Annotated in this window: 3 protein-coding genes; all 3 read left to right on the forward strand. The window is 63.2% G+C overall.

The genetic code is table 11. The features are described 5' to 3' along the window. The first annotated feature begins 193 nt into the window (after positions 1-193). The 3 genes from FA743_RS19945 to FA743_RS19955 all read left to right on the forward strand — a co-directional run bounded on the left by FA743_RS19945 (position 194) and on the right by FA743_RS19955 (position 3,409). On the forward strand, positions 194-382 hold the full coding sequence (locus tag FA743_RS19945; protein ID WP_169308959.1) for a CBS domain-containing protein: 189 nt from the start codon (positions 194-196) through the stop codon (positions 380-382). A 178-nt stretch (positions 383-560) separates the two neighbouring features. Further along, a complete protein-coding gene (locus tag FA743_RS19950; RefSeq protein WP_136887800.1) occupies positions 561-989 on the forward strand; it encodes a hypothetical protein in 429 nt (142 codons plus the stop codon). An 845-nt stretch (positions 990-1,834) separates the two neighbouring features. Then, positions 1,835-3,409, forward strand: a complete 1,575-nt coding sequence (locus FA743_RS19955; RefSeq protein ID WP_136887801.1) for a gamma-glutamyltransferase — start codon at positions 1,835-1,837, stop codon at positions 3,407-3,409. Positions 3,410-3,903 lie beyond the last annotated feature (494 nt).

Raw genomic sequence — 3,903 nt, forward strand, 5'->3', positions numbered from 1 at the left:
ACCCTGGGCGGGCGGATGGGTGGCGGGGTCTTTTCCCCGGCACTGGTCATGGGATCGCTGACCGGCCTGGCCTTCGGGATCATCGCGACCACGCTTGCGCCCGGATATTCCGGAAGCGTCAACGTCTGCTCCGGGTGCCGAAGATGCCCCGGCGGAAGATCTGGTCCGGTCCTTGGCCGAAACGCATCCTACGGTGGCCCCCACCACGACCTTGGCCGAAGCCTTGCCTTTGTTCGACCGCTGCGGCGCTGTCTGTCTTGCCGTGATGGCCTGCGACGGCCCGGATGATCCTCCGCGCCTGATCGGCAGCGTCCACCATATCGACGTCCTGCGGGCCTTGAACCAGGCGCTGGAACAGACAGCCGCCGAAGAGCACGGATGACCCGCATCGGACAACATGTCGAGGAAATGCACGAACTCAGACTATCCCGGCTTGAACGGCATGGTGCGTGGATAAGGAACGAATGCTGGACTGGCAATAGAGGCGAGGGGCGTTCGGTCAGCCTCGTGCGATACAGGAAATTGGTCAAACATTTTGACCTACCGGGCAGGGCTGCTACATGGTCGTAGTGGACGCCGACAAGGGGACGAAAATGACATTCCGCGCTGAGATTTATGAAGATCGTCTTGTCGCAAGAAACGTGGCAGATAGCATATTCGACATATCCGAGGAGGTCTTCCTGGGGTCCTACGAGCTGGCCCATCTGCCGCGCACCGACGAATGGCTGTCATTGCGATGCCTCGACACCTTCAGTTCACGCGGGGGCAACTGCTTCAACGTCTACAGGGTCACCGAGATCTGGCACGAGGCCATCAACACGGCCTGGCCTTCATTTGCAGAGCAATTTTCAGACGAGATCCGCGCGCCGGTGACCAAGATCTACGTCTCGTTCCGCTATTATCTCGAGCCTGGAGTCGTCAAAGGACATCGTCATCCGAGGGCGGCTGTTCCTCGGTTGGAAAGGCACAGGTCCGGCACCGGAGCTTAAATCGCCCGGTTCTGGCAGACTTCTGACAGTGGAACTTCTTCGCACGGTCAATGAGATGCCGCGCCATTCCATGTCCAACCTTAAATGGCTCATGGGTTTGGTCCGACTTAAGGCTGCGAGGGGGTTGGCTTGGCCGCCGATGACATGGCGGCGCCCTTCGGAGGCCTTCCATATCCTATGATGAGCATGACGCCGTCGAAATGATCTGCGCCACATCCCGTGCATCTCCACTCCAAGTCAAGTTGAGCGCCACATACCAAGCACGGCCCCTCATCGAGGTCAAAATCCAAGGGAAACGGGACCAAACCCTTCGGCACGTCGCTCATCGTCCATCGTCTCCGCAGGGTATGTCAAACCTCGGTGTGCCATCTCATCTTCAAGCCGCTCCTCGACGCAGGCTTGACAGACATCCTTAGCACAAGCCCTGTCAGGCCTGAAGGCGGGTCACGTTAAAGTTGAGTCCGACGCCTGCTCGACCCCGGAAGACGGCATCGCCAGTGACAACATTTGATTAAATCCCCTCGCGGCTTGGCTATTTCGCACTATCCAAAGCAACGTCCTGCCTGTGATGAGGATCCAGTCAGCGTGCAAGTTTGGGAAATGACAAGATGTTCCAATTTGACTGCTCGGTCTTTTTGCCAGTGCAGGATGTCACTTATTGAGCCGTTCTTTCACGAAAAAGGACTGCGGTGGGATGGCGAAACATCACCCACCATTGGCCAAGCGTCCTCATGACTGGGGAAATTTTGCCGCGGTCGAACTTGCATGCCCAAGCAAGACATCTTCAGATGAGCCAAACCGGAGTGCGCCTTCCTGAGCGCCCATGACGACAGAAAGCCGATGACATGACGAATTTCTCCCGAACGCAGCACATCCGCAAGGAAGTCGTGTGGACCGAGGGCGGCGTTGTTGCCTGCCAGCACCGCAAGGCCGCCGAGGTCGGGGCGGCCGTCCTGGCTTCGGGGGGCGATGCCATGGACGCGGCTATCGCGACCTCGTTCGCAGTGGGGGTGGTCGAGCCGTGGATGTCGGGACCGATGGGCGGCGGCATGATGACGCTCTGGCGTGCGGGCGAGGGGCGGGCCGAGACCATCGAGTTCGGGATGCGGTCCCCCGCCGCGCTGGACGTTGCTGACTACCCGCTGGAGCCGGGGCGGCAGGCGGCGGACCTGTTCCCGTGGACGCGGGTCCGGGACGATCGCAACATCTATGGCGCGACCTCGGTGGCCGTGCCCGGCACCGTGGCGGGCATGGCGCTGGCGCATGAGCGCTATGGCACGAAGGACTGGGCCGATCTGTTGGCCCCCGCCGTGGCGCTGGCCGAGGAGGGGATGCTGCTCGACTGGTATTCGTCGCTGCTGATCGCCTCGGCGGCGCGCCAGCTGGCACAGGATCCGGATGCGGCGGCGATGTTTCTGGCGGACGGGCAATGGCCCGATATCGCGGGATGGACCACGGCGACGACGGCCCGGCTGGACCAGCGTGCCCATGCCGCCACCCTGCGCCGCCTTGCCGATCACGGACCGCAGGATTTCTACGACGGCGCCATTGCGGGCATGCTGGTCGAGGATGTACGGGCCAAGGGAGGCTGCCTGTCCCTAGACGATCTGCGGGCCTATCGGGCGCAGGCCGCGGCGCCCCGGACCATCCGCTATCGCGACGCGGTGATCCATGCGCCCTCGGGCCTCTCCGCCGGGGCCGAACTTGTGAAGACCCTGCAGCAGATGGAGGCCGCCTTCCTGCCGGGCGAGGCGCCCTCGGCGGCCAGTTACGGTGCGCTGGCCGCAGGGCTTGGCGCAGCCTATCGCGACCGTCTGGTCCATGGGGGCGATACCGGCGAAAGCCCGCGCGCCCCGGCCTGCACCACCAGCTTCAGCGTGGTGGACCGCCACGGCAACATGGTGAACGTGACGCAGACGCTGCTGTCGATGTTCGGTAGCCATGTCGTCTCGCCGCAGACCGGGATGCTGCTGAACAACGGCATCATGTGGTTCGACCCCGAGCCCGGCAAGCCGAACTCCCTGGCGCCGGGCAACCGCTGCCTGATGAATGTCTGCCCGACCGTGGGGCAGGTGGGCGACCGGATGTTCGCCATCGGCGCCTCGGGCGGGCGCAAGATCCTTCCGGCGGTGGCCAATCTGGCCAGCTTCATGGTCGATTTCGGCATGGATCTGGAGGCCGCGTTCCACACCCCCCGCATCGACGCCTCGGGCGCCACAAGCACCGTGATGGACGAGGATCTGCCGCCCGACGTTTTCGATGCGCTGACCACTCTTGGTCCCGTAACGACCGCCAAGCGGACCGTCCACCCTTATGCCTTTGCCGTGCCTGCAGGCGTCATGCGCGAAGCGAACCGCAATTGCGGCGCGACCGAGATCATGAGCCCTTGGGGGGATGCCGTATCCGAAGGCGAGGTGTGATTGGGTGCGGCCCGGAGGCTACTCCAGCACGTCGCGCAGCCGGGACCATGCCACCGTTGCCATGACGGCCGGCTTTTTCAAGAAGTGGAACGGGATCGGCTGCGGTGGGGTAACCGGGAAGGGCAGCATGTCGGGTGCGCTGCCCGAGGCCCAATCCGCCAGCACCTTCCCCATGGGCCGTCGCGCGCCGATACATGTCGCCTGAAACCCTCGCCCGCATCACTGGCAATCTTGCCGTCAGGCTGCCCGCCGTGGCCACCTGATTAGGGTCGAACCTCTTCGGAGGTCGGCGCTCCTACACCAAAGATTGGGACACGATCACACGCTCATTTCCCAACAAGGAAGAGGCGAGCCGGTCTAATTACAATGACCTGCCCCCCGTGGGTCCCTCGGTCATAACGAGAGTCTGCCGGTTTGAGATTGGTAGTCGGCGGATGGTTTCAGGGCAAGCGCGCCGGGCGTGGAACCCTCGGTTAGCGCAAGCGTCCGGCGCG

Origin of the sequence: Paracoccus gahaiensis (assembly GCF_005048225.1) — a bacterium.
Classification (GTDB): domain Bacteria; phylum Pseudomonadota; class Alphaproteobacteria; order Rhodobacterales; family Rhodobacteraceae; genus Paracoccus; species Paracoccus gahaiensis.

What these genes read in the sequence shown, in the direction of transcription:
- FA743_RS19950 (WP_136887800.1), top strand. Translation starts at nt 561, where the DNA reads ATGGTCGTAGTGGACGCCGACAAGGGGACGAAAATGACATTCCGCGCT.
- FA743_RS19955 (WP_136887801.1), top strand. Translation starts at nt 1,835, where the DNA reads ATGACGAATTTCTCCCGAACGCAGCACATCCGCAAGGAAGTCGTGTGG.